The sequence below is a fragment of the Glycomyces algeriensis genome, assembly GCF_027622855.1.
GTDB lineage: Bacteria > Actinomycetota > Actinomycetes > Mycobacteriales > Micromonosporaceae > Glycomyces > Glycomyces algeriensis.
In genome coordinates this window covers 390,297-412,525 of sequence record NZ_JAPZVR010000001.1, presented here as the reverse complement: position 1 = coordinate 412,525, position 22,229 = coordinate 390,297, and the positions used below count along the sequence as shown (strand labels likewise).

The window sequence follows — 22,229 nt, the reverse complement described above, 5'->3', positions numbered from 1 at the left end:
GGCCCTACGTGAGGCGGTCGACGTCCGCGTCGATGTCGCCCACCGCGGGCTCGCCCGCGGTCTCGTACTCGAGCTTGACCGTGCCGTTCGCGAACACCCGCGATTCGGTCAGGCGCAGCGCGGTGGGCACCGCGCCGTCCGCGAAGACGCGCTTGCCCTGGGCGAGGACGAGCGGGTAGACCCACAGGTTGAGATGGTCGACGAGGCCGAGCCGCAGGAGCGACTGCACCAGCTCGAGGCTGCCGATGACGTGGACGTGCCCGAAGCGGTCCTTGAGGTCCGCCACGGATTCGGCCAGGTCGCCCTGCAGGAGGCTCGCATTGTCCCAGCTCAGCGGCGATTCGAGCGTGCGGGAGGCGACGAACTTGGGGACGCGGTTGATGAGCGCGGTGAAGTCGAACTCCACGGGGGCCGTGGGCCAGTAGCCGGCGAAGATGTCGTACGTGCGGCGGCCGAGCAGGAGCGCGTCCATGCCCTTGGCCTGCTCGAAGATGAAGTGCTCCTCATCGCGGTCGATGAGCGGGGCCTGCCAGCCGCCGTAGGCGAAACCGCCCTCGGGGTCCTCCTCGGGCGCGCCGGGGGCTTGGCCCACGCCGTCGATCGACATGAACTCGGTGACGATGAGCTTGCCCATCTGCTGCTCCTCTACTCGGTGGTCCTCAGGTATACCGACGACGCTACGGGCCGAAACTCATCGGGACGGCGGCATCGGGGCGACGCGGGCCCGGCGGACTCGCGGTCGCACCGGACGCAATGCTTGGAGGGTGCTGTTACCGTTAGAACATGCCTGCGCTGCTGCTTCCCGGCGAGCCGGCGCCGGTCCGGTTGATGAACACGACCTGGGCCGACCGCTCCGGCCTCCACGACGACCTCGAGTCCGCCGCCGACCTCCGCACCTGGATCGACGCGGTCGGCACCACCGCCGAGACCGGCGATGCCGACCTCGCGCGCTTCCGGTCCCTGCGCGACGCGCTGCGGCGCCTGGCCGCGTTCGCCACCGAGGACACCCGGACCGCCGCCGCCTCCCCGATGCGGGAGGTCACCGAGGCCGTGGCCGAGGTCAACCGGGCGGCCGCGCTGGCGCCGGCCTGGCCGGTGCTCGCACTCGGCTCTGCTCCCGAGTCCGGTCCCGACGCTGCACCCGACTCCACACTCGACCCTGCACCCGACCCTGCATTCGAAGGCGGCGCACTGGTGCGTCGCTACTCCAGCGAGGCCGATCCGGTGTCGCAATGCCTTGCCGCCCTTGCCGTCCAGGGCATCGAGCTGCTCACCGGCCCGGGCCGGGAAGACCTGCGCGCCTGCTACGGGCCGGGCTGCGTGCTGTATTTCGCCAAGGACCACCCGCGCCGCGAGTGGTGCTCGGCCGGGTGCGGCAACCGCGCCCGCGCCGCCCGGTACTACGCCCGGCACCGCACCGCTCCCGAGGGCTGACGCCCACCGCCTCCACACCGCACGACCATCGGTCGTGCGGTGTTTTCGCCTGCCCGCCAACAGATGGCGAGGGGCAGCGACGACCGTCACAGAATTCTAATGGTTGCACGCGTTGCAATCATTAGGAACGCATGGGAAGCTTCTTCTAACGGATCAACCGTTAGACAATCGAAGCGCGTCTGACCGCGTTCAGTCCCTTCGCGACAGTTCCTTCTCACCCGTGGAGCACCCATGACCGCAACGGCACTCAAGACCGGCCACGTAGGCATCAATGTCACCGACCTCCCCCGGTCGGTCGCCTTCTACCGCGAGATCTTCGGCCTCGGCCTCATCGGCGAGAAGACCGAGGGCGAGGACCGGTTCGCCTTCCTCGGCGACGACGACATCGTCCTGGCCCTGTGGGAGCAGAGCGAAGGCGCCTTCGACACGCGCCGCCCCGGCCTGCACCACCTCTCGTTCGAGGCGCCCGACATCGAGACCGTGCGCCGGGCCGAGGCCGCCCTCAAGGCCGCCGGCGTCGAGCTGTACTACGACGGCGTCGTCCCCCACGGCGAAGGCGCCGCCTCCGGCGGCGTGTTCTTCACCGACCCCGACGGCACCCGCCTCGAGATCTACGCCCCCACCGGCGCCGACACCGCCCCCGCGCCGGTCAAGGGCGCACCCACCTGCGGCTTCTTCTAGACGCCGATGCACGACGGCGGGGGGGGGGGGCGCGCCCCCCCCCCCCCCCACGCCCCCGAAAGGAGCACCATGTTCCACAAGGGAGAACGCGCCGTCCAGCGCCGGGTCGGCCTCGACCTCCCCGCCTGGGGCTCGGCCGGAGTGGACCCGGCGATCCCGGCGATCGCCGCCGAGTTCATCGCCCGCCAGCGCATGGTCGTGGTCGGCGCCGCCGACGACGACGGCGCGGTCTGGACGAGCGCCCTCGCCGGTCCCGAAGGCTTCGTGGAGGCCACCGGCGAACGGACGATCACCGTCGACCGCGTACCGGCCGGCTCCGATCCGCTGGCCGGACTGTTCGACACCGAACGGGACCTGGGCATGCTCGCGATCGAGCCGGCCACCCGCCGCCGGATGCGCGTCAACGGCGGCGCGCGCCGAATCGGCGACCGGCTCGAGATCCGCACCGAGCAGGTCTACGCCAACTGCCCCAAGTACATCCAGGCCCGCACGCCCGAGGCCGTGGCGACCCGGCCGGGGCCGGGGACGGCGCGCGCTTCGGCGCGGCTCACACCCGAGCAGCAGGACTGGATCGCCGCGTCGGACACGTTCTTCGTCGCCACCCGCGCCGGGGAGCTCGGCGCGGACGCCTCGCACCGGGGCGGGAACCCCGGCTTCGTCGCCCTCACCGGCGATCAAGGCCTGGTCTGGCCCGACTACCTCGGCAACTCGATGTACATGACCCTCGGCAACCTCGAGCTCGACCCGCGTTGCGGCCTGCTGTTCCTGGACTGGGAGCGGGGCCGGACCCTGCACCTGACCGGGACGGCCCGCGTCGACTGGGATCCGGGCCGCGCCGCCGAGGTCCCCGGCGCGCAGCGGCTCGTCCGGTTCGCGCTCGAACGCGCCGTCCAGATCGACGGCGCCCTGACGCTGCGGTGGGCGTTCGGCGGCTACTCCAAGTTCAATCCCAGAAAGGAAACCCCATGAAGGTCCGCGTCGACCGCTCCCGCTGCCAAGTGCTGGCCCAGTGCGTCTTCACCGCGCCCGACGTCTTCGGCATCGATGACGAGGGCGGCCTCGTGTACGACGCCGACCCCGACGATGCGTTCGCCGAGGAGGTGGAGCAGGCCGCCCGCGCGTGCCCGCTGCAGGCCATCCTCATCGACTGACCTGCGGCAGAAGGCGATCCGGGCCGGAGACTCGTGGTCTCCGGCCCGGGGGGTGTTGCGGTGTCGGGTCTCTAGAAGTGCACGTCGACGTAGCGGGGGCGGTACAGGCGGGCGTCCGTGTAGTGGTCGCTGCCTTGGAAGGTGTTCACGTTGTACGTGACGACGAGGGTGTCGCGGTCGCCGAGGTTCGGGTGGGCCTTCGCGTTGTAGGTGAAGACGTTCCCGCCGGTCTCCGGGGTCGTGTACAGCTCGGTCTTGCCGGTGTAGGGGCCGGTGATGGAGGCGCTGCGGTACATCACGATCTTGGCGCTGAGCGGTTCGGTCGCGTCACCGGTGACGAGCGTGAACTTCCCCTGGAAGCGGGAGACGCTGAACTCGTTCGAGACGCCTTCGAGGATGCGGCTGGACGCGGCCGGATCGGTGCTCCACTCCCCCTCGCCGAAGTACTCCCAGTCCGCGGTGGTCAGCGAGCCGGAGGGGACGCGGGCCAGGTGGGCGTACTTCTGCGCCTGGTTGTCCTCGACGCCGAAGACGTAGGTGTAGCCGTCCGCGGGGTCCTCGTAGATCGCCGAGCCCCAGTTGATCGTGGAGTCCGGCAGGTCGGTGACCGACACGAGGCTCATGTCGGCCGGGTCGATCGTGGCGACGGCGTTGCCGGTGAACTTGAAGTCGAACACGCCGGTGCCGGTCTTGATGAACTCGAGCAGCATGACGCGGAGCATGCCGTCCTCGACCGTGGCGTCGCCGAACCAGTACCAGCGCTGCGTCTCGTCGGCGCCCGCGACCTTGACGAGCGATTCGGGGGCGGCCTCGGTGCCGCCGGTGTGGGTGGTGAGGACGCCGTCGTCGTCCACGACGATCGAGTTGTGGAGGAACGGCGAGTCGGCGGGCCGGCCGCCGTTCGCGTCGACCTCGCCCATGAACGTGTCGGAGTAGATCCACGCGGTCGAGCCGTCAGGCAGGTCGACGCTGTACGCGGAGTCGGAGCCGGTCCAGCGCCCGGCGGTGTCGCCGTAGGTGCCGAAGCGCTCGGTGAGCTCGGTGTTGATCTCGGTGCCGGTCGGCGGGCACGCGATCGGGGCCGCCGCGGCGGCGGTCAGGGGTACGAGGGCGGTCGCCAGTCCGGCGGCCACCGCGAGGGTGATCGGTCTGCGGGTCATGGTCTGCTCCTTTGCAGGGTCATGGACGTGGAGGGGACGGTCAGGAGGCGTGCTCGGCGAGGACGCCGGCGGCGAAGCGCTCGCCGATGAGGCGCTGCACGTCCGGGCCGGGGTGCAGGTTGTCGGGCAGGGGCATCGCGGCGGCGTCGGCCTCGCCGTAGAGCGAGAGGCCGTCGAGGTAGTGGAGCAGCCGGTCGCCGTCGGCGCGGCGGCGCTCGACGACGGCGGCGAGTTCGGCGCGGATGACGCGCAGCGAGAGCTTGCCGGCCTCGGTGTCGGCCTCGCTGCCCGCCGCGATCGACCACTCCTCGGCCCGTTCGGGGTCCTGCATGGTCGGTCCGGCCGCGGTCTCGACCGGCTCGCACCAGATCGGCGAGACGACCACGATCGGCGTGCCCGGGTGGCCGTCGCGGATCGTGTCGAGGAAGCCGTCGACCGCGGGGCGGAACCCGCGCACCCGCATCACGTCCCCGCAGACGAGGTTGATGCCGATCTTCAGGCTGATGAGGTCGGCGGCCGTGTCGCGCATCGTCCTGGCGGTGAACGGGTCGAGCATGGCGTTGCCGCTGAACGCCAGGTTCGTCAGGGCCGCACCGGCTTTGAGCGCCGCGACCACCGGCCAGGTGCCCGTGGTGGAGGCGGCCCGGTAGCCGTGGCTGATCGAGCTGCCGTGGTGCACCCACCGGAGCGCGCCGCCGTCCGGCACGGCCGTGACCGGGGCGTCGGCGCGGAGGGCGAGCAGTTCGACGTGGTCGTAGTACGGGAGCCACAGTTCCAGGTCGCGCTCGGCGCCGGTGCTCAGGCCCTCGAAGCGCACGGTCGCGTCAGGACCCGGCACGATCTCGCCGTCCGGGCGCTCGAAGGTGAACACGAAGCGGGAGCCGACCGGGGCTTCGGCGGTCGCGACGACCGCGCCGCGCTCGGTGAGCTCGTAGACGCTCGGCGGCATCGGCGCCTCGGCGTCGGCGGCGATGCGCCGGGCCTGCACGTCGAGCTCGATCACGTTGGCGGCCGTGCGGATCGCGAGCCGCACTCCGGCGCTCTCCGCGCTCGTCTGCACCATGAACCGGTCCGGGATCTGCCGCCTCGCCCACTGCGGCAGGCGGTGCGGGACCAGGCCGCGCTCAGTGGCCTCGACGTCGACCGCGCCGCGGACCATCGAGGGGTGAATGTCGAAGGGCTGCAGGGTCATGCGGCATCGGTGACGGTGCCGTCGGCGACAGTGCCGTCTGCAAAAATGTCCACGATGCGGTCCCCGAGTCGCAGGCCGCGCAGGACCGCGCTCGGATCGAGGTCGGCGATGCACCCCTGCGACGTGTCGATATCGGCGGAGCCGAGCCGCGGGTCGACGCCGAAGAACGACTCGATCACCAGGGCCACATACGCTCCGGCCGAGGAGCACGCCCAGTCGATGATGTACGGCAGCTGCGGCGGGGCCTTGCGCGCGCCGCCGTTCACCGGCGGCACGGCCTCCTCGGTGAAGTGCGCCTGACCGGGCGGGCCCTGGTTCGCCGAGCGTGCCAGCCCGGGCAGCCAGTCGATGGCGACCTCGGGCGCGCCGAGCGCCACGAGGGAGCGCGCCGCGTCGGCCGGCCAGGCCGGGTACGCGCCGTTCCACTGGTGGTCCGGGCGGGGACTGAAGCTCGCATCAGGGTCCCATGGGGACAGTGACCGGAGCCAGGCCTCGGTCCGCAGCTCGCGCTGGTAGAACTCGACCATCTCGCGCCGCGTCCGCTCGTCGAGGTCGGCGGCGATGGTGGTGCCGACGACGCTGAAGTCGTAGACGTGCCGCACCGGCACGCGGGTGCCGTCCGGCTGGCGGGCCGCGAAGTGGCCGGTGCCCGGCAGGTAGAGGTCGGCCACGGATTTGACGAGCGCCTCCGCCTCCGCGGCGAGCGCGGCGGATCCGTCCGTGTCGCCTTCGGCGGCAAGGATGTCCGCCACAGTGCGCAGGTTCCACACGTTCGCCGCGTTCAGGCTCGCGACCTCGTGGGTGTAGGAGCTGACGCATTCGAGGAGGTTGTCGATCTCGCCGTAGTCGGCGAGCGGGCCCGTGCCGCGCAGCGACTGCCAGGCCAGCGCCCAGTCGCGCAGGTGCTCGCGGACGGGCCGGTCCCCGGGGGTCTCGTCGAGGAGGGCGGTGTCGCGGGTGAACCGCAGGTAGTCGTGCACGAGCCGGGTCATGGCGTAGTCGTTGACCGAGTACCAGCGGCCCACGGGCCCGCCGGTGAGCGAGGAGGTGCCGAAATGCGTGTGGATGTCGGAGGCGATCCAGTGCCGCAGCTGGGCCTTCATCGGCTCGGGGTCGAGGAGGGCGTGCGTGATGGAGCTGAGGCTGTAGTCCCAGATGAAGGTGGTCGTGGCCCAGTAGTTGGGCATGAGGGTGTCGTAGCTGCGGCCGAGCACGTTGCCAGCGAAGTCGCGCCGGAACCAGATGGTGCCGAGCGCGCCCCACCAGTAGAGGCGGCGCAGCGCGTCGGAGTCGGTCTCCAATGTGGGCAGGTGGCCGGAGAACTCGGCGTTGCCGGGGGTGAAGGCGGCTTCGAGCTGGCCGTTCCAGAACGCTTCGGCGCCTTCGATGGTGCCCGGGACGTCGGCGGCGACGCGTTCGAAGGCCGCAGTGGCGGCGTCCTCAGTGGTGCCGACGGCGTGGACGTAGCCGAAGCGGCCGGTCGCGCCGGGGGCGAGTTCGAGCTCGACGGTGACCTCGCCGCCGCGTTCGATGCCGCCGATGCCGACCTCGTGCTCCCCTGCCATCGGGGCGATGCCCGAGAGGCGGACCTCGGCTGCGGTGTCGACGCCCTGGATGCTCCACGCGGTGCCGTCCCGGTCGCTGAAGGCCAGGCGGGACGCGCCGATGGCGGCGCGGTTGCCCGCTTCGGGGGCCACCGCGTCGAGCCAGGCCGCCTCGGATCGGGCCGCGCCGGCGGCGAGGGTGAGCGTGAGGGGCACGGTCCGGGCCCGGTCGCCGGTGTTGGTGACGCTGATGTCGATCGCGACGGCGGTTTCGCCTGGGGCGCACACGGTCGTCGTGACCAGCTCGAGGCCGGGCAGGGTGGCGCTGCGGCGCACCCGGTCGGGCCGCCACTCGTGGGTGATCGGGGCGCCGTAGGACTCGACCAGGCGCCCGTCCACGAAGCACGCCGCGGTGCGGGTGAGCCCCTGGGACACCGGCGGGAAGGTGACCGCGCTGACCGCGGTGAGGTCGTGGTCGACGCGGGCCGTGCCGAGGAAGTTGGTGAGGCCGCTCGGCGCGATCATGTCGTCGTAGTGGTGCGAGACCGGGTCGGCCGCGAGGTCGTCGACGTCGGGAATGAGGCGCATGGGACTCCTAGTACTGCCCGAGGGCGAGGCCGCGGGCGAAGAACTTCTGCGTGAACAGGAACAGGACCACTGTGGGCAGTGAGACGAGCAGGCCGCCCGCGAGCACCGTGGACATCTGCGCGCCGCCGTAGGTGCTCTGCATCCCGGCGAGGCTGGTCACGATGGGCCGCACGGTGTCGGACTGGCTGAGCACCAGGCCGAGCAGGAAGTCGTTCCAGATGAAGGTGGCCTGCAGGATGAAGACCGCGACGAGCGCGCTGGAGGCCATCGGGAGGTAGACGCGGGCGAAGATGCGCCAGGTCGACGCCCCGTCGAGCACGGCCGCCTCGAAGACGCTGTGCGCGATGCCGGTGAAGAAGTTGCGCATCACGAAGGCCGAAAACGGGATCGAGATCGCCGTGTAGACGATGATCATGCCCGTCCGGGAGTCGAACAGGCCCACCCGGGAGTAGGCGTCGAACAGCGGCAGCAGGATCATCTGGAGCGGGAACACGGTGCCCCCGAAGACCACCACGAACCAGGCGAAGCCGTGCCGCAGCCGGAGCGCGACGATAGCGAACCCGGCCGCGGCGCCGACCACGACGGCGATCGCGGGCGAGACGACCGCGTAGAGCAGGGTGCTCGCCGCGCTCTCGGCGAGCCCGGAGAGGCGCACCGCCTCGGCCATGTTCGCGAGCAGCGAGAAGTCGGTGGGGATCCAGGACTCCTTGGTGGTGAACGTTTCCGGCGACTTCGCGGCGTTCACCAGGAGCAGGTACACCGGCAGGAGCCAGAACAGGCCGAGGACGACCAGGACGGCGGTGCGGACGATGCGTGCGGTGTGCTTGAACGGCATGTCAGACCCCGTGTTTGCTGGAGAGCTGCTGGCGCAGGTAGAGGATCGAGGCCGCGAGCGTGACCACGGTGAGGAACACCGCGATCGCCGAACCGAGGCCGTACTCGCTGTTCACGAACGTCTCCTTGTACATCGTGAGCGCGAGCGTCTCGGAGGCCCGGCCGGGCCCGCCCTTCGTCATGCCCTGCACGATGTCGAAGGTCTTGAGGCTCGCGACGATCGAGAGGCCGACGACGACCGCGGTGAGCGGGCGGAGCATGGGCCACAGGATGCTCCGGAACAGGCGCAGCCCGTTCGCGCCGTCGACCCGCGCCGCCTCCAGCGGCTCCTTCGGGATCGACTGGAGGCCGATCGTGAAGAGCAGCGCGTTCACGCCGACGCCCTGCCACGCGGTCGCGAGGATCATCACGACCGTGTTGAGCGGGGCGTCGACGAGCCAGCGCGGCGTGTCCTGGATGCCGAAGGCGGCGAGCGCCTGGTCGAGCGCGCCGTCGCCGGAGAGGATGAACGACCAGATCACGCCGACCCCGATGCCGGAGAGGGCGTAGGGGATGAGGAACGGCAGGCGCAGCCAGGTGCCGCCCTTGAGGTTCCAGGTGAGCAGGGCGACGCCGAGCCCGATCCCGACCGGGACGAGGAGGGTGCCGGCGACCCACAGCAGCGTGTTGAGCACGGAGCCGATGAACCCGGGGTCGTCGAACATCTCCAGGTAGTTCGCGAAGCCGACCCACTCGGGGTCGCCGAGGCCGTTGTACTCGGTGAGGCTGAGGAAGGTGGTCCACAGCAGCGGCAGGTAGAGCAGCACGGCCACGAGGATCACGCCGGGCGCGATGAACCCCGCGGCGGACCGCGCGAACGGGTCCTTGGGGCGCTTCGGTGCGGCCCGGTCGGGCCCCGAGGACCGGCGGAGCCGCTCCTCAGGGCGGTTCAGAGTGGTCTGGTCGGACGTCATGCGGTGCTACCCCTGGTCTGCCCAGTAGGCGTCGGCTTCGGCCTGGATGGTCTCCAGGAACGGGAGCGGGTCGCCCGGGTTGGCGATGAACGCGCCGAACTGCTCGAGGGCGACGGTGAGGATCGGCGTGGGCGTGGCCTCGTAGTAGCGGTCGTAGCGTTCGTACCCGTCGCCGGCGACGGTGGTGCCGAGCTCTTCGAGTATCGGGTCGGCCACGGTGGCCTGCGGGTTGAAGGCGACGTCGCCGCGGGCGGCGCTCCAGGCGGTCTGCGCGTCGGGCGACATCCACCACTCGGCGTACTCGAGGCCGAGGGTCTTCTGGGAGGAGTTCTCGGCGACGCAGAGCGGCCCGGACTCGACCGCGACGGGGGTCGTGCCGAGGTCGGGGTTCACGGCCGGGATGACGAACATGTCGTAGTCCTGGCCGGAGACCATGCCGGCGCCGTCGAGGGAGCCGTTGAAGAACGACCCGAAGTTGATCATCGCGAAGTCGCCCTGCTTGAGGCCGACGGCGGGATCGACGGTGCTGCCGGCGTCGCTGAACCAGCCGGCCTCTTGCTGTGCGCGCCAGGTCTCCATGATCTCGACGATGCGCGGGTCGGTGTACTTCACTTCGCCGGTGGCGAGCCCGTTGTAGAGCTCGGGGTCGGTGCCGGCGACGAGCTGCTGGAACCACGGGAAGGTGAACAGCGTGCTGGTCTGGTAGTACGGGGTGATTCCGGCGCCCTTGAGCTTCTCGGCGGCGGCGTCGAGCTCGGCCCAGGTGGTGGGCTCGGCGATGCCCTGCTCCTCGAAGAGGGGCTTGTTGTAGTACATGACCCAGTAGGCGACGTTCATCGGCACGCAGTACTGCTTGCCGTCGAAGGTGTAGGCCTCCTTCAGGTCCTCGGCGATCCAGCCCTCGTCCACGGCCTTGGTCCAGATGTCCGTGGTCTCGGCGACCAGGCCCTCGTCGACGAGTTCGCTGAGCGAGGGGCCGGTCTGCCAGGTGAAGAGGCCGGGGCTCTTGTCGGTGCGGAAGGACTGCTTGATGAACGCGTCGTACTGGGCGGCGTCGGAGTAGCCGGTGGTGTTGAGGCTGATGTCGACGTCACCCTCGCTCTGCGCGTTCAGCTCGTCGAAGTCGGGCTCCCAGGCGGCCTTGTTCGTGTAGAAGTCGAGCGTGCCGGTGGTGGCGCCGTCGTCGGCGCTGCCGCCGCCGCACGAGGCGAGCAGCATCGAGGCGGCAGCGGCGGCCGCGATGGCGGCGGGGATCTTCCTGGATCGCATTGCGAACTCCTTTGTTCGGTAAGGGGGTGGGGTTGCAGGTCAGGCTTCGCTGGTCCGGGTGCCGCGGACCGAGGCTTTGACGGTCCCGAAGCGTTCGCTGCGGGAGCGGGCCGTGCGGCGGATGACGTAGGGGCCGACGGCGGCCGGGACGATGAACGTCTCGGCGTAGTGGATCGTGTAGGGCGCGAACGCCCCGGTGGGGCTGGTGATCTCGACTTCGTCGCCCTCGACCAGGTTGAGCACGTTGACGGTGCCCTCCGTGTCGTGGGTGACCTCCTCGGCGAACCAGTGGCGGCGCACCTCGATGAACTCGAGCTCGTGGAGCCCGGTGCGCTCCTCGACCACATCGCCCTCGCTCGTGATCGTTTCAACCCGGTTGACGAGGTTCGCCTCGGTCCAGGCCGTATCGCGCTTCCAGACGAGGTTGCGCTCGCCGTGGTCGATGTGGACCGGGCGCGGGACGCCGTCGAGGCCGAGGCGGCCCCAGTCCCAGAGCTTGAAGGTGAAGATGAACGGGGTCGCCGAGATCTCCAGGACCATCGAGTTCGCGCCCGAGCTGTGGATGGTGCCGGCCGGGATGAGGAAGTGGTCGTGCTTCTTGGCGGGGAACGCGTTCACGTACCGCTCGGCGGGGAAGGGGCGTTCGCCTGTCTCGGCGGCGCGGAGGTCGGCGAGCATCGCGTCCCGGTCGACGCCGTCCTTGGTGCCGAGGTAGACGACGGCGTCGTCCCCGGCGTCGAGCATGTAGTACGACTCGTCCTGCGTGTAGTGCATCCCGAAGGTGCGCTGGATGTAGTCGGTGAGCGGGTGCACCTGGAGGGAGAGGTTGCCGCCCTCCATGGTGTCGAGGAAGTCGAAGCGGATCGGGAACTCGGCGCCGAACCGCGCGTAGGTCCGCTCCCCCAGCAGCGCTTCGGGTTGCGCGAGCACGAGGTCGAGGGAGGGGATCTCGACGACCGCGCCTTCGGCGTCCTCCAGCAGGAGCGAGTTCTCCTCGGGCACGCAGTCGAAGCACCACGCGTAGTTCGGCTTGCCGGGGTCGAGGTCGAGCCGCTGCTTCATCCACTGGCCGCCCCACACGCCGGGGTCGAAGAACGGGACGACCCGCAGGGGCGCGCGCGCGGCGTCGCGGAGTCCGGCGCGGAACGCCTCGCCGGTGATCATCCCGGCAGTGCGGCCGGTCGGCTCGGCGGACCCGATCGCGTTGGCGTCCAAGACGAAGTCGAGCCGGTCGAACAGGGTGGTCTTGTGCCGGTCGGCCACGCGCCACTCGACGAAGAAGCCCCGCTTGTACTTGCGCAGCTGATCCTCGTCGGGGTTCTCGGCGCGCCAGTTGGTGGCCCCGGCGCGCTGGCGCAGCTGGAGCTCCCAGCGGGCCATGTCGGCGAGCACCAGCGCGTACGGGTGCGCGAGGCGCCGGGCGACGAGGTCGGCGCCCCAGCCGAGCAGGACCGTGGGTCCGGTGGCGCCGTCGACCTCGACGGCGAGCTTGTCGAGGCGCTCGGCGTCATAGAAGGCGTCCACTGTGGCGTGTGAGAGGACGCCGAAGACGCGGTCCTCGGTGAGGTTGTCCGCGAAGCGGGCGTCGATGTGCGCGATGGGGAGCGCGGCGGCGTCCTCGACGTCGACGATCCGCCAGTCCGGGAGGGCGCCCGCGATCGCCTTGGCGAGCAGGGGGAGGTCCGCTCCGGGGTAGGCGTCGACCACGATGAGCGGCGCGCGCTCGCCCGCTTTCGCGGCGGCCGCGTCGGCGGCGGCGGCCCAGGCGCTCGCGCCGGTGAGGACGCGGGCGTCTGCCGGCAGCGGGACGGTCGGCTGCTTCTCGTACTGTCCGAGAGGGACGGTGGACAACTGCTGCTCCTTCAGTTTCGGGGATCGGCGGCGAGGGCGGCGAGGCCGCGCAGCACCGAGAGGTCGGGGCGGTCGGGGACGACGAAGGCGGGGCGGTGCGAGCTGGTCCAGAGGTGCTCGCGGACGTACGCCTCGATCGGTGCGGCGACGGCGGTCCCGGCGCGCAGGATGCCGCCGGTGAGGATCACGACGTCGGGGTCGTAGGCGTGGCAGAGCGACACGGCGGTGGCGCCCCAGGCGCAGACGGCCCTGTCGCGCAAGGCGAGTGCCGCGTCGTCGTCGGTCTCGAACAGCGCCTTGACGTCGGTGACGGCGTCGCCGCGCACCGCGAGGTCGCGGCGCAGGGCCCAGGCTCCGGCGATGGACTCGGCGCAGCCGATGTTGCCGCAGTTGCACGGGGCGCCGGCGAAGTCGACGGTGAAGTGCCCGCCGAGGATGCCCGCGTGGTCGTGCGCTCCTCTGAGGAGGGTCCCGTCGATGAGCGCGGCGGTGCCGATGCCGGTGCCGAGGCTCATGAGGACCGCATCGCGCGCTCCAGCCGCGGAGCCGGTGGCGGTCTCGCCGACGAGCGCGGCGCGGGCGTCGTTCTCGATCACGGCCCGCAGCCCGAAGGACTCCCGGGCCCAGCCGATCAGGTCGAGGCCGTCGAGGCGCGGGTGCTTGTCGTGGGCCTTGACGAGGCGGCCGGCGGCGCGGTCGACGACGCCGGGGACGGCGATGCCCACTGCGGCCGGGGCCTGCAGGGGCGTGGTCTCGGCGAGCAGCGCGGCCGCCGCGTCGCGGACCTGTTCGAGGTCTCTCGCGCCGGTGGGCACGGTCGCGGTGCGCACCGGTTCGCCCCGGTCGAGGATGCCGAGCTTGATCTCGGAACCGCCGAAGTCGATGCAGAGCTCCATCGCCCGTCTCCTTCCTGCCGCACTGCCTGTCGGTTGGTAACGTTACCAACGATTGGTGGGTTTTGGCAAACCAGCAGTTCAGCGAGGGTTTAACGCTCAGGGATGCTCGATCGTGACAGGCAGTTCGACCGTGTTCGGCTTGCTTTCGGCGGTGCCCTCGAGCCTGGCGAACAGGAGTGTCGCGGCCTCGCGGCCGAGGAGGCGCGCGTCGTGGTCGATGATCGTCACCGGGACGGGCATGAGCTCGGAGAGCTCGAAGTCGTCGAAGCTCACGACGGCCGGGCGGGGCCCGGGGAGGCCGTCGCGGATGCGCCGCCCGATCTCGCGCAGCGCGCCGATCGTGTTGCGGTTGTTGGCGCTGAAGATCGCGGTCGGCGGCTCGGGGTGGTCGAGCATCGCCCGCGCGGCCCGGCTCGCCGCGTCCACGTCCTGCTGGTCGCGGGCGATGATCGACGGGTCGACCGGCGCGCCGCGCTCGGTCATCGCCTGCTCGTACCCGCGGTACCGGCGCTCGCCGGTGAACACCGAGCTGCGGTTCCCGAGGAATCCGATGCGGGTGTGCCCGGCGTCGAGCAGGCCGATCGTGCCGCGGTAGGCGCCGCCCACATCGTCGAGCAGCACCGTGTCGACGTCGAGGCCCGGCACGCGGCGCGAGGCGAGCACCAGCGGCACGTCGCCCAGGCGCTCGGGCTGCAGGTGCGCGGCTTCGCCGCTGGTGGGCACCAGGATGAGGCCGTCCACCTGGCGGCCGATGAAGTCGCTCACGAGCTGGCGCTCGCGCCCGGCGTCCTCGCCGGTGTTGCCGAGGATGATCCGCCGCCCGTGCTCGGCGGCGACCTCCTCGACGCCGAGCGCGAAGTTCCCGTAGTACGGGTTGGCGAGGTTGGTGATCGCGACGCCGATGAGCCCGCTGGGCTGGCCGGGGCGCAGGCTGCGCGCGTTCTCGTTGCGGTAGTAGCCGAGCTCGCGCACGGCCGCCATCACCCGCGCCTGCAGGTCGGGCCGCACGTTGACCCCGCCCGCGAGCGTGCGGGACACGGTCATCGGGCTGACCCCGGCGAGCGTCGCCACCTCTTTGATCGTCGGCTGGCGCGCGCCTCGCGTTGTCGACATGCCCGCCCTCCTCTGCGTCGGCGCCAATCCTATGCGAACCCCGCCCCGCCCGCCGGTCTAGAGTCGGGCGGTCCCCCACCCCGAGAGGCCGGTACCCCCTTGCGGGAGGCGTCATTCGGCGAAGCCGACGGACATCCACAGGGCCGCCGGCACGGGCACTTCTCCCCGCCTCCAAGGGAAAACGACCGAATAAGGGCCGAGGGGCGACGCCGTCGGCCTCATTCCGCGCCCGAACGGCCGCGTCGCGCGTTACGGTCGTGCCGACCGGTCGCACGACGGAAGGAACGACCTGACGATGACCACGCGCAAGGACGTGCTGGAGGCCGCCGAGCGGATCGCCCCCTATGTGCGCGACACGCCGCTCTTTGCGGCCGACCCCGGAGAAGGCGGCTGCGAACTGCACTTCAAGGCGGAGTTCCTGCAGCACACCGGGAGCTTCAAACCGCGCGGCTCGTTCAACCGGCTCCTCACCGCCAGAGAAGCGGGCGAGCTCGACCCCCGGGTGGGCGTGGTCTGCGCGAGCGGCGGCAACGCCGGGCTGGCCGCCTCGTACGCCGCCTCCGCCCTCGGGGTTCCGGCCACGGTCTTCGTGCCCGCCACCGCCCCGGCCATGAAGGTGGCGAAGCTCCGCACGCTCGGCGCAGAGGTCCACCAGGTCGGCGAGCAGTACGCCGAGGCCTTCGAAGCGGCCCAACGGCATGTGGCCGAGACCGGGGCCGCGTTCGTCCACGCCTACGACCAGCCCGCCGTCGCCGCCGGAGCCGGGACCATCGCGCTCGAGATCCTGCGCGACCTGCCCGAGGTCACCCATATCGTCGTGGCCGTGGGCGGCGGCGGCCTGTTCGCCGGCATCGCGGCGGTCGCCGCCGAGCACGGCGTTCACGTCATCGCCGTCGAGCCCGAAAAGGCGCCGACGCTCCATGAGGCGCTGCGAGCCGGACGGCCGGTCGACGTGGGTGTCTCCGGCATCGCCGCCGACTCGTTGGGAGCCAAGCGGATCGGCGAGATCGCCTTCGCCGGAGCACAGCAGTCCCCGATCACCTCGGTCCTGGTGAGCGACGACGCGATCATCGCTGCGCGCCAGGCGCTGTGGGACCAGCGGCGTGTGGTCGTCGAGCATGGCGCGGCGACCGCGCTCGCGGGCGTCCTCAGTGGGCAATCCGGGATCGGGTCCACCGACAAGGTCGCGGTCGTGCTCTGCGGCGCGAACACCGACCCCGGCGACCTGGCCGGGGGTCATCGCTAAGGGGCTCAGTCCGACCGCTCGTTCAGCCGCCCGTTGTCGAGCTGCAGTTGGACGGTGCGGGTCCAGCCGATCGTGGCCACGGTGGCGAACCCGCCGTAGAAGAGGATCGCGAGCACCACCGGCAGCGAGGTCCACGACGAGCTCGCGGCGGCCACCACCAGCGCGTACACGGTGAACGAGAGCAGGGCCGCGGCGATGCCGCCGAAGGCGATGAAGATCTGCAGTTTGAAGATGCGATACCGGCCCGTGAGTTCGCGGATCGTGACGGCCGCGCGGTGCCCGATGTCGTTGCGGTCGTTCGCGGGCAAGCCGGCGCGGTCGACCACGTGCCGCTCCAGGAGCAGCACCGAGCGGGACCGGCTGAGGGCCGCCGCGACGAGGATCTGATGCTGGGCGTGCATGAACCACAGCGGCGCCGCGCTGAAGGCCGCGACCCACTCGCCACCGATGGGGCGCTGGCCGCCGAGGGCGATGATGGCGAGGCCGAGGTACGTGACCTGGACGGCGACGAGCGCGAGCCGCTCCCCCGCGAGGGTGGAGAGCTTCTCGCGGTCGGTGGTGTAGAGGGCGAGGAGCGCGTCCGTCCCGCCGGAGGAGTCAGTCGCCATGCGAGGGCCTTTCGGTAGGGGTCGGCACTCCCTTCGCACTGTACTGCGCCCCAGCGACTTCAGGGGCGTGCGCTGATCGGCCGGGCAGCGCCCGGGTACCCCGCGCTGGACGCTTTCGTTGTGGCAGCGGCTTTCCGGTCACGGTGAGGATCAAGCCGAGCGCCACGCGCCGAGGGCTCCCGGCGGCCCGGCACTCGCTCGACGCTCGACGCTCGACGCTCGACGCTCGACGCTCGACGCTCGACGCTCGACGCTCGACGCTCGACGCTCGACGCTCGACGAAAACACTCGAACCCATCCCATCCGACGCGCGTGCGGAAGATCGGCGAGTAGGCGTCCTCAGTTGAGGACGCGGTAGGTCACGTGGGTCACCGCGGTCGCGGCGCGGACGCTCACCTGCTCCATGCGCAGCGGCGGGACGCCCTCGAAGAGGCGCGTGCCCGCGCCCATGACGAACGGGACTATGTGGAGCCGCAGCTCGTCGATCAGCCCGGCGGCGAGGAACTGGTTGACGGTGGTCGCGCCGCCCATGACGGCGATCTCGCCGTCCCCGGCGGCCTCGCGCGCCTGCTTCAGTGCGGATTCGATGCCGTCGGTGACGAAGGTGTAGGTGGTCCCGCCGTCCATCGGCTGGGGCTCGCGCGCGTGGTGGGTGAGCACGAAGACCGGTGCGTGGTAGGGCGGGTTGGGTCCCCACCAGCCGTTCCACTCGCGGTCCCATGCGCCGCGGATGGGGCCGAACATGTTGCGGCCCATGATGAACGCCTTGGCGGCGGTCATCTGGGCGATCTCCTCGGGGTTCTCCTCGGGGGTCTCGAACATCCAGGCGTGCAGCCGATCGCCGGTGCCGCCGCTGCCGTCGTCGCCGAACGGCCGCTCCTCGGTCTGGTTGTGTCCGGCCGCGTACCCGTCGGCCGAGATCGAGATCCCGCAGATCACCTTGCCCATGTGCGCCTCCTCGTTGATGGCTGGGGGTTCAGCATCGCATCCGGGACCGACACTTCGGCGGGTAAGCGGGGCAGGACGCCGCGGCCTTCGCGCACTTCGAAGACCAGCTGGGTCTCGGTCTGGCGCACCACGGCGTGGGCGGTGACGTGCTCGAGGATGAGGTCGCGCAGTGCCTCGGGGCCTGCTACGGCCACATGGAGGAGGAAGTCGTCGTCGCCGCCGACGTGGAAGACCGTCATCACCCCGGGCAGCTCGACCAGCCGGTCGTAGAGGTGGTGCACATGCTCGCGGCTGTGGCTTCCCAAGCGCACCTTGATGATCGCGTGCAGCGGGCGGCCGAAGGCCTCGGGGTCGAGGTGCGCGGCGATACGGGTGAGGACACCGGATTCGCGCAGCGCCCGCAGGCGGTACGCGCAGGTCGACTCGGCGACGCCGGCGCGGGACGCCAGCGCGGCGTTCGTCATGCGGCCGTCGTCGACGAGCGCGGCGAGGATCGCCAGATCGGTGCCGTCCAGTGCCATCGGCTGCGGTTGTGTTTTCTTCGGCCGTTCGTCAGCCATGGTCACCTCTATCGCAGTTTCTTCATGGATTCCCGCGATCAATGCGGGTTCCTGCGGCAAGTATTGCTAGTAGTTGCGGTTCAGCCTACATTCTGCTCATGAACCCGCCACGGCTGCAATTCGACACCATCGCGGTCCACGCGGGCCGCGAGGACCTGGCGGAGCTCGGCGTGCACGCGCTCCCCATCGACCTCTCCTCCACGAACCCGCTGCCCGGGATCGAGGCGGGCGGACTCTCCTACGAGGCCATGGCGAACGGCGGGACGCCGACCGCCGAGGGCGGCTCGGTGTACGCGCGCCTGTGGAATCCGACCGTGGCGCGGTTCGAGACGGCGCTGGCTCGGCTGGAGCACGCGGAGGCCGCGGTGGCGTTCTCCTCGGGGATGGCCGCGATGACCGCCGCGCTCCTCGCGGGCGGCCGGGGGCGGCACATCGTGGCGGTCCGCCCGCTGTACGGCGGGACCGACCACCTGTTGTCATCGGGGCTGCTCGGGACCGAGACCCAGTTCTGCGCGGCCGGGGAGGTCGCGGGCGCGATCCGGCCGGACACGGCGATGGTCGTGCTCGAGACGCCGGCGAACCCGACGCTCGAGCTGGTCGACATCCGCGCGGTGGTCGAAGCGGCCCAAGGCGTCCCGGTGCTGGTGGACAACACGTTCGCGACGCCGGTGCTGCAGAACCCGGTCGACTTCGGGGCCGCGATGGTGCTGCACAGCGCCACCAAGTACCTCGGCGGGCACGGCGACGTGGTCGCCGGGGTGATCGCCTGCAGCGAGGAGACCGCGGCGGCGCTGCGGCGGGTGCGGGCCGTCACAGGCGGGCTGCTTCATCCGCTAGGGGCTTACCTGCTCCACAGGGGACTGACGACGCTGCCGATCCGGGTGCGGGCCCAGCAGGCGGGTGCGCAGCGCGTCGCCGCCTGGCTCGAACGCCACCCGGCCGTCGCCCGGGTCCACTACCCGGGGAGCGACGGCGACCCGAAGGGACTGCTGGGGCGGCAGATGCGCGGCACGGGCGCGATGATCGCGGTCGACCTGCGCGGCGGCTTCGAGCAGGCCGCGCACGTCACCTCCGCGGTGCGGCTGTTCACGCACGCGGTGTCTCTGGGCGGGGTCGACTCGCTGATCCAGCACCCGGCCGCGCTGACGCACCGGCCGGTCGCCGCCCACGCGCGGCCGGCGGCGAGCCTGGTCCGGCTGTCGATCGGCCTCGAAGCGCCCGAAGACCTCATCGCCGACCTGGACCAGGCCCTCACGCCGCCGCTGTCCATGACGGCGCGCCAGCCGACCTCGGCGCACGGCCACGCCTTCGGGTAGCGCTCCTCGGCCCGGCTTGAGGCCGAGCACCTGCCAGTGCGCATCCCTCAGGGGCCCCACCCTTTCGGGTGACATGGTCGCTCACGACCCCGGTTTTTGTCGGGCCGGGGTGCGACGGTGGACAGTATCTTCCCCTCTAGTGGTGGGTGGGGGCTTGTGGACGGCCGTTCTCGAGCTTCATTCGCGAGCCGCCCGAGCACCGGCCGTCCAGTCGACCGTCAGCCCATCACCCAGTCCTCGACGCCCCAGTCGGCCGTCAGCCCATCACCTGGTTCTCAGAAGCCCGGTCCGCCATCAGGCCATCGCCTGTCGTCAGCGCCCCAGCAGATCGTTCGCGCAGCGCAGGACCGCGGCGTATGCGGCCGGGTCCCCGGAGGCCGCAATGACGCGGATCCGGGCCGACTCCCCCGCGCGGAGCGTGAGCATCCCCTGCTCGGCACGGGCGGCGGGGTCGACCTTGTCCGCGTGGCAGAACAGGTCCCGCACCAGCGAGGTCGCGGTCACGTGCAGCACGCAGCCGTCCGCGGTCGACTCGGACTCCACTGTGTACGGCTGCGGGTCCAAGTCCTGGTCGAGCACTTCGGCACCGTAGTGGAACGCGGGCGCGAAGCCGTCACCCTCGGCGCGGATGAACTCCGCGCCCGGATCGGTGTACGCCGCGACCTCGGCCGGAACCACGATCGTCGCGCCGTCGCGCGGGTCCACCCGGGCGTCGACCACGGCCTTGGCGAGCACCGTGCCGTCGAAGGCCTCGCGGGTCACGGTGAACGAGCCCGAGTAGGCCTCCCCCGTGTCGTTCACGAGGACCAGCGCGAGCTGGTCGAACTCCGGCACGAGGCCTTCCCAGGCGTTCGCGTAGCTCTCCTCGGACGGGCGCGGCTGGAGCGTCGCCAGACGCGGCGCGTAGGCGGCGCGCAGTGAGTGCCACAGCGGCTTGCGGTGGCCCGCGAAGTCGACCGCGGCCCAGGAGACCACGGGCCAGTTGTCGTTGAGCTGCCACATGATCGTGCCCGTGTTGTGCGGGGTGAGCGACCGGTAGTGCTCGATGCCGAAGCTGACCGCGTGGGCCTGGTTCAGCTGCGTCGTCCAGTGCCAGTCCTCGATGGACCGCGGGTCGGGGAGGTGGCCCTTCCAGCCGCGCTCGAGCTTCTCGTTGCCGCGGTTGGCCTTCTGGTGCACCAGCATCTCCGCGCCGAACGGGTCGAGCGGCTCGTCGTGCACCACCGCCGCGAGCGTGGACCACGCGGGCGGGGCCTGGAAGCCGAACTCGGCGACGAAGCGCGGCCGGTAGTCCGCGTAGACCTTGTAGTCCGCGCGGTTCCAGACGTCCCAGACGTGCATCGTCCCGTACCGCTCGTCATTGGGGTAGCGGTAGTCGCCGAACGAGTACGGGCTCGCGGGCGAGTACGGGCGGGTCGGGTCGAGCTCGGCCAGGATCTCCGGCAGCAGCCCGTTGTAGTAGGCGTCGCCCCAGCCGCGGCCGCCGAGGCGGTGCGCCCAGCTCCAGTCGACCGAGCCCCAGGTGTTCTCGTTGTTGCCGTTCCACAGCACGAGCGAGGGGTGCGGGCTGAGCCTGGTGACGTTCTCGCGGGCCTCGGCCTCGATCTCCGAGCGCAGCGGGTCGTCCTCGCTGTATGCGGCGCAGGCGAACAGGAAGTCCTGCCACATGAGCAGACCGTGCTCGTCGGCGAGGTCGTACAGGTCGTCGGACTCGTAGATCCCGCCGCCCCACACGCGCAGCAGGTTGATGTTCGCCTCAAGCGCGTCCGCGACGCGCAGCGCGTACCGGTCGCGGTCGATCTCGGTGAGGAACGCGTGGTCGGGGATCCAGTTCGCGCCGCGCACGAGGATCCGCTCGCCGTTCACCTTCAGGTGGAACGGCGCCCCGGCCGCGTCGGGCGCGGTGTCGAGCTCCACGGTGCGGAAGCCGACCCGGCCAGTCCACGCGGCGGTGCCGGTCTTGACGGTGACGTCGTACAGCGGCTGGGGGCCGTAGCCGACAGGCCACCAGCGCTCGACGTCCGGCACTGCCGCGTGGACCACGGCCGAGGCCGATCCGGGGGCGACGGTTCCCTGGGCGGTCACGGCGGCGCCGTTCGGGCCGGTCACGGTCACCGTGACCGGGACGGGGTCGTCGCCTTGGGCGCGTTCGATGTCGATGTGGGCCGCGAGGGTTCCGGTGTCGCCGTCGAGGCCGACCAGCGGCCGCACCGAGGCGACCCGCGCGCCCGACCAGGATTCGAGGCCGATCGGCTTCCAGATCCCGGCCCCGGCGACGTCGACGCCCCAGTCCCACCCGAAGGAGCACGCCATCTTCCGCAGCTGGTTGTAGTCGTGGTGGTTGGTGTGCGGCAGCGCGCCGTCGCGCTCGGCGCGGGCCGCCGCCTCCGGGACCGGAGCCGCGAACGTGACGGTGAGGGTGTTCGCGCCTTCGCGCAATGCCCGCCGCACGTCCCAGCGGTAGCCGCGGTGCTGGTTCTCCGTGCGGCCGATCTCGATCCCGTTGAGCGACACCACGGCCACGGTGTCGAGCCCGTGCGCGACCAAGTCGTGGCGGGCGGAGCCGTCGTCGGTCCAGTCGAACTCGGTCGAGAACCGCCAGGCGGTGTCGCCGATCCACTGCTGCGCGGACTCGTTGTCCCCGTCGAACGGATCGTCGATCAGCCCCGCCCGCAGCAGGTCCAGGTGGGCCTCACCGGGAACGGCGGCCGGGACGCCGGCCGCGAGCGGGGCCGCCACCGCCTCGGGTGCGTCGGCGGCGAGGCCGGACGCGGTCAGCGTCCACCCCTCGTGGAGGGCGCGGAAGAACGGCGGGTGGGTCACGGTGACTCCTCATGGTCGATGGGCAGGCTTCGTGAGGGGGGACGGATCGGTGCGAGCGGATT

Annotated in this window: 20 protein-coding genes; 6 read left to right on the top strand and 14 right to left on the bottom strand. The window is 71.3% G+C overall.

Annotated elements, in window-relative coordinates:
• Positions 1 to 4: 4 nt before the first annotated feature.
• The gene (locus O2L52_RS01645) at positions 5 to 634 is read right to left on the bottom strand and encodes a dihydrofolate reductase family protein (protein WP_270113552.1); all 630 of its coding nucleotides are present in this window, start codon (positions 632 to 634) and stop codon (positions 5 to 7) included.
• A gap of 149 nt (positions 635 to 783) precedes the next feature.
• Here O2L52_RS01645 and O2L52_RS01640 point away from each other — a divergent pair, with 149 nt between their 5' ends.
• The 4 genes from O2L52_RS01640 (at position 784) to O2L52_RS01625 (ending at position 3,266) form a co-directional block, all read left to right on the top strand.
• Positions 784 to 1,434: a CGNR zinc finger domain-containing protein gene (locus O2L52_RS01640; protein ID WP_270113551.1), complete on the top strand. Its 651-nt coding sequence runs from the start codon at positions 784 to 786 to the stop codon at positions 1,432 to 1,434.
• A gap of 231 nt (positions 1,435 to 1,665) precedes the next feature.
• A complete protein-coding gene (locus O2L52_RS01635; protein WP_270113550.1) occupies positions 1,666 to 2,115 on the top strand; it encodes a VOC family protein in 450 nt (149 codons plus the stop codon).
• Between the two features lie 69 nt (positions 2,116 to 2,184).
• On the top strand, positions 2,185 to 3,084 hold the full coding sequence (locus tag O2L52_RS01630) for a pyridoxamine 5'-phosphate oxidase family protein (RefSeq protein ID WP_270113549.1): 900 nt from the start codon (positions 2,185 to 2,187) through the stop codon (positions 3,082 to 3,084).
• Complete coding sequence (locus tag O2L52_RS01625; RefSeq protein WP_270113548.1) at positions 3,081 to 3,266, top strand: ferredoxin; 186 nt, start codon at positions 3,081 to 3,083, stop codon at positions 3,264 to 3,266. The genes O2L52_RS01630 and O2L52_RS01625 overlap by 4 nt, the downstream gene beginning before the upstream one ends.
• A gap of 71 nt (positions 3,267 to 3,337) precedes the next feature.
• Here the strand turns inward: O2L52_RS01625 and O2L52_RS01620 are convergent, their stop codons facing one another.
• The 9 genes from O2L52_RS01620 to O2L52_RS01580 form a co-directional block, all read right to left on the bottom strand.
• Positions 3,338 to 4,426, bottom strand: coding sequence for a DUF4185 domain-containing protein (locus tag O2L52_RS01620; RefSeq protein ID WP_270113547.1), 1,089 nt, complete (start codon positions 4,424 to 4,426; stop codon positions 3,338 to 3,340).
• A gap of 40 nt (positions 4,427 to 4,466) precedes the next feature.
• The gene (locus O2L52_RS01615; protein WP_270113546.1) at positions 4,467 to 5,618 is read right to left on the bottom strand and encodes an SGNH/GDSL hydrolase family protein; all 1,152 of its coding nucleotides are present in this window, start codon (positions 5,616 to 5,618) and stop codon (positions 4,467 to 4,469) included.
• Positions 5,615 to 7,750, bottom strand: a complete 2,136-nt coding sequence (locus tag O2L52_RS01610) for a glucosidase family protein (protein ID WP_270113545.1) — start codon at positions 7,748 to 7,750, stop codon at positions 5,615 to 5,617. The genes O2L52_RS01615 and O2L52_RS01610 overlap by 4 nt, the downstream gene beginning before the upstream one ends.
• Positions 7,751 to 7,757: 7 nt before the next feature.
• Positions 7,758 to 8,585, bottom strand: a complete 828-nt coding sequence (locus tag O2L52_RS01605) for a carbohydrate ABC transporter permease (protein WP_270113544.1) — start codon at positions 8,583 to 8,585, stop codon at positions 7,758 to 7,760.
• A gap of 1 nt (position 8,586) precedes the next feature.
• Positions 8,587 to 9,537, bottom strand: a complete 951-nt coding sequence (locus tag O2L52_RS01600) for a carbohydrate ABC transporter permease (protein WP_270113543.1) — start codon at positions 9,535 to 9,537, stop codon at positions 8,587 to 8,589.
• Between the two features lie 6 nt (positions 9,538 to 9,543).
• Entirely contained in the window at positions 9,544 to 10,806 is a 1,263-nt protein-coding gene (locus O2L52_RS01595; protein WP_270113542.1) for an ABC transporter substrate-binding protein, read from the bottom strand.
• A gap of 39 nt (positions 10,807 to 10,845) precedes the next feature.
• Positions 10,846 to 12,657: a class I mannose-6-phosphate isomerase gene (locus O2L52_RS01590; protein ID WP_270113541.1), complete on the bottom strand. Its 1,812-nt coding sequence runs from the start codon at positions 12,655 to 12,657 to the stop codon at positions 10,846 to 10,848.
• Positions 12,658 to 12,668: 11 nt separating this feature from the next.
• Positions 12,669 to 13,553, bottom strand: a complete 885-nt coding sequence (locus tag O2L52_RS01585; RefSeq protein ID WP_270113540.1) for an ROK family protein — start codon at positions 13,551 to 13,553, stop codon at positions 12,669 to 12,671.
• A gap of 96 nt (positions 13,554 to 13,649) precedes the next feature.
• The gene (locus tag O2L52_RS01580) at positions 13,650 to 14,666 is read right to left on the bottom strand and encodes a LacI family DNA-binding transcriptional regulator (RefSeq protein ID WP_270113539.1); all 1,017 of its coding nucleotides are present in this window, start codon (positions 14,664 to 14,666) and stop codon (positions 13,650 to 13,652) included.
• A 295-nt stretch (positions 14,667 to 14,961) separates the two neighbouring features.
• Between O2L52_RS01580 and O2L52_RS01575 the strand changes: the two genes are divergently transcribed.
• On the top strand, positions 14,962 to 15,912 hold the full coding sequence (locus O2L52_RS01575; RefSeq protein WP_270113538.1) for a threonine/serine dehydratase: 951 nt from the start codon (positions 14,962 to 14,964) through the stop codon (positions 15,910 to 15,912).
• A 5-nt stretch (positions 15,913 to 15,917) separates the two neighbouring features.
• Here the strand turns inward: O2L52_RS01575 and O2L52_RS01570 are convergent, their stop codons facing one another.
• From O2L52_RS01570 to O2L52_RS01560, 3 genes are all read right to left on the bottom strand, one after another.
• The gene (locus O2L52_RS01570) at positions 15,918 to 16,520 is read right to left on the bottom strand and encodes a hypothetical protein (protein WP_270113537.1); all 603 of its coding nucleotides are present in this window, start codon (positions 16,518 to 16,520) and stop codon (positions 15,918 to 15,920) included.
• A gap of 339 nt (positions 16,521 to 16,859) precedes the next feature.
• Positions 16,860 to 17,468, bottom strand: coding sequence for a dihydrofolate reductase family protein (locus O2L52_RS01565; protein ID WP_270113536.1), 609 nt, complete (start codon positions 17,466 to 17,468; stop codon positions 16,860 to 16,862).
• Positions 17,456 to 18,028, bottom strand: a complete 573-nt coding sequence (locus O2L52_RS01560) for an Lrp/AsnC family transcriptional regulator (RefSeq protein WP_270113535.1) — start codon at positions 18,026 to 18,028, stop codon at positions 17,456 to 17,458. Before O2L52_RS01560 ends, O2L52_RS01565 begins: the two co-directional genes overlap by 13 nt.
• A 98-nt stretch (positions 18,029 to 18,126) precedes the next feature.
• Between O2L52_RS01560 and O2L52_RS01555 the strand changes: the two genes are divergently transcribed.
• Positions 18,127 to 19,344 carry a trans-sulfuration enzyme family protein gene (locus O2L52_RS01555; protein ID WP_270113534.1) on the top strand — a complete coding sequence of 406 codons (1,218 nt, stop codon included), beginning with the start codon at positions 18,127 to 18,129 and terminating at the stop codon, positions 19,342 to 19,344.
• Between the two features lie 312 nt (positions 19,345 to 19,656).
• Here the strand turns inward: O2L52_RS01555 and O2L52_RS01550 are convergent, their stop codons facing one another.
• Positions 19,657 to 22,167 (bottom strand): glycoside hydrolase family 2 protein, encoded by a 2,511-nt coding sequence (locus O2L52_RS01550; RefSeq protein WP_270113533.1) that lies wholly within the window; start codon positions 22,165 to 22,167, stop codon positions 19,657 to 19,659.
• Positions 22,168 to 22,229 lie beyond the last annotated feature (62 nt).